The 3,388-nt window shown below is 65.6% G+C and carries 3 protein-coding genes; all 3 read left to right on the forward strand.

Annotation, left to right across the window (positions count from 1 at the left end):
- Positions 1 to 244: 244 nt before the first annotated feature.
- Entirely contained in the window at positions 245 to 856 is a 612-nt protein-coding gene (gene rimP, locus AC1DY5_RS48050; protein ID WP_478121402.1) for a ribosome maturation factor RimP, read from the forward strand.
- A gap of 17 nt (positions 857 to 873) precedes the next feature.
- On the forward strand, positions 874 to 2,358 hold the full coding sequence (nusA, locus tag AC1DY5_RS48055) for a transcription termination factor NusA (RefSeq protein ID WP_478121403.1): 1,485 nt from the start codon (positions 874 to 876) through the stop codon (positions 2,356 to 2,358).
- Between the two features lie 24 nt (positions 2,359 to 2,382).
- On the forward strand, positions 2,383 to 3,388 hold a 1,006-nt coding region (locus AC1DY5_RS48060), incomplete at its 3' end, for a translation initiation factor IF-2 associated domain-containing protein (protein WP_478121404.1).

The raw sequence follows: 3,388 nt of genomic DNA on the forward strand, positions 1-3,388 counted from the left end.
CTGGCTGTCGGTGCGTTGCTTTTTGTAATGGTTTGGTGGCGTTCCGCAGCCGCCAAAACGGTCCGTAGGCCGTAGAAACCCCTGTTTCTGTAACGAATTTGGCATATAATCCGAGGCTCACGACCAAACGGGCGGGTACCAACCGCCCGTTTTTTATTGGTCGAAGCATTTTCGATGCGGCTAGCGCGTTCGGAGCGCGGGGAGCGCGGCGGCATCGGTTGAACTCAAAGGCGAACAAAGACACGTGGCATTGCAGCAGACAGTGGAACAAACCGTGGCCGGGCTCGGCTACGACCTGGTCGAGATCGAACGCTCGGCCGGGGGATTGCTGCGCGTCACGATTGATTTGCCCTGGGCCGGCCCCAACTCTGAAGCTGCCGCCGCTGGAGCGCCCGAGCCCTTTATCACGGTCGAGGATTGCGAGAAGGTCACGCGGCAGTTGCAGTTCGCGCTCGAGGTCGACGGCGCCGAGTACAAGCGGCTCGAGGTGTCATCGCCGGGTATCGACCGGCCGTTGCGTAACGAACAGGATTTCGAGCGTTTTGTCGGCGAGGTGATCGACATCACGCTGAAAGCGCCGATGGGCGCGGCGGCGGCGGGCCAGGTGGCTGCCAACCGCAAGAAATTTCGCGGCACGCTGGAGCGTGTCGCAGCCGCGGACGGTACGCCCGGATGGCAGATCGTCTGGAGCGAGGAGCCGGCCGCGAAGCCCGGTCAGAAGATCAGCAAGAAGCGCGTGCCTGCCCCCTTGCAGGCACTCGGTTTTGCATTGGACGAGCTGCGTGAAGCACGGCTCGCCCCGATAGTGGATTTCAATGGGCGCAGGCCAAAACCCGGCACCGCGGTGTCGGACTGAATGAGGAGAGTGGTGGCATGAATCGCGAAATGTTGATGTTGGTGGATGCGATCTCGCGCGAGAAGAACGTCGAGCGCGACGTCGTCTTCGGTGCGGTCGAGTCCGCCTTGGCGCAAGCCACCAAGAAGCTCTACCAGGGCGACGTGGACATTCGCGTCGCCGTCGATCGCGACAGTGGCGACTACGAGACCTTCCGTCGCTGGCACGTGGTGCCCGATGAAGCCGGCCTGCAGCTGCCCGACCAGGAAATCCTGCTGTTCGAAGCCAAGGAAGAGATGGYCGACATCGAGGTCGACGAGTACATCGAGGAATCGGTGGACTCGGTGCCGATCGGCCGCATCGGCGCCATGGCCGCCAAGCAGGTGATCCTGCAGAAGATCCGCGACGCCGAGCGCGAGATGCTGCTCAACGACTTCATGTCGCGCGGCGAGAAGATCTTCACCGGCACCGTCAAGCGCCTGGACAAGGGCGACATCATCGTTGAAGCGGGCAGAGTCGAAGGCCGCCTGCGCCGCAGCGAGATGATCGCCAAGGAAAACCTGCGCAACGGCGACCGCGTGCGGGCCATGATCATGGAGGTCGACCTGACCCTGCGCGGCGCGCCGATCATCCTGTCGCGCTCGGCACCCGAGTTCATGATCGAGCTGTTCCGCCAGGAAGTGCCCGAGATCGAGCAGGGCCTGCTCGAGATCAAGAGCTGCGCCCGCGACCCCGGTTCGCGCGCCAAGATCGCGGTGCTCTCGCACGACAAGCGGGTCGACCCGATCGGCACCTGCGTCGGCGTGCGCGGCACCCGTGTCAACGCGGTCACCAACGAACTCGCCGGCGAGCGCGTCGACATCGTGCTGTGGAGCGAGGACCCGGCCCAGTTCGTGATCGGCGCCTTGGCGCCGGCCAACGTGTCGTCGATCGTGGTCGACGAAGAGAAACATGCAATGGACGTGGTGGTCGACGAGGAAAACCTCGCGATCGCGATCGGCCGTGGCGGTCAGAACGTGAGGCTCGCCTCCGACCTGACCGGCTGGAAGATCAACATCATGGACGCCAACGAGTCGGCCCAGAAGCAGGCGACCGAAACCGATGCCAGCCGCAAGCTGTTCATGGAGAAGCTCGACGTTGACGAGGAAATCGCCGACATCCTGATCTCCGAAGGTTTCACCAGCCTCGAGGAAGTGGCCTACGTGCCGATCTCCGAGCTGCTCGAGATCGAGAGCTTCGACGAAGACACCATCAACGAGCTGCGTTCACGCGCCAAGGATGCGTTGTTGACGGCGGAGATCGCCCGTGAAGAGGACGTCGAGAGCGTTTCGCAGGATCTGCGCGACCTCGCCGGCCTCGACCCGGCCCTGATTCCCAAATTGGCCGAGGCGGGTGTGCACACCCGTGACGACCTGGCCGACCTCGCGGTCGATGAACTCACCGAAATCACCGGCCAGAGCGCCGATGAGGCCAAGAACCTGATCTTGAAAGCCCGCGAACATTGGTTCGCCGGCCAAGAGTGACGGTCATGGAGGCACGAAACCAATATGTCCAGTACCACTGTCGCCGAGTTCGCGAACGAACTCAAGAAGACTCCCGAAACCTTGCTTGACCAGCTCAAGAGCGCAGGCGTGCCCAAGCAGGCCRTCACCGACGCGCTCAGCGAGGCCGACAAGCAGCGCCTGCTCGGCTTCCTGAAAGCCAGCCACGGCACGGTCGAGCCCGAGCGGAAGAAGATCACGCTGACCAAGAAGTCGACCAGCGAGATCAAGCAGGCCGACGCCACCGGACGCGCCCGCACCATCCAGGTCGAAGTGCGCAAGAAGCGAACCTTCATCCAGCGCGACGAGGGCCATCCCGCGGTGCCGGAGGCGAGCGCAGCCGCCGAGGCCGAGGCGCCCGCCGCCGCTGCACCCGCGGCACCCCGGATCGACGAGGCCGAACTCGCCCGCCGCGAGGAAGACGCCCGCCGCCAGGCCGAGTTGATCCGCCGCCAGGAAGAAGAACTGGCCGAGAAACGCCGCCTGCGCGAAGAAACCGAAGCCCGCGAGCGCGAGAAGCTCGATCGCGCGGAGCGTGCCGAGCAGGAAGCCAAGGCTGCCAGCAAGAAGGCGGCCGAGGCCGCCGCTGCGGCCACCGTGTCCGAAGGCGCACCCGAAGCGCCCGAGGAAGCCCCCGCCGTGACCGACCGCAAGGCCGCCGCCGAAGCCGCCGCGGCGCAGGCCAAGGACGACGCCAAGGCCAAGGCCGCCGCCGAATCGAAGGCTCGCGCCGACGAAGAAGCCGCCCGTGCCAAGGACCTCGACGAACGACGCCGCAAGGCGCTGGCCGAAGCCGAAGCCATCCGCGCCATGATGAATGCACCGGCGCGCGTGCTGGTGCCGCACAAGGCGCCCGAGAAGCCCGCGCCCGAGAAAGCCGCCGTCAAGGGCACGCTGCACAAGCCGACCGCGCCGCCGGTCCGGCCGGGTGCGCCCGCTGCACCGGGCACCGCTGCCGCGCCCGGCGCCGGCGCCGGCAAGGAAGTCAAGTCCGCCAAGCTCTCCTCGAGCT

The organism is Variovorax sp. P4_D9, assembly GCF_056401695.1.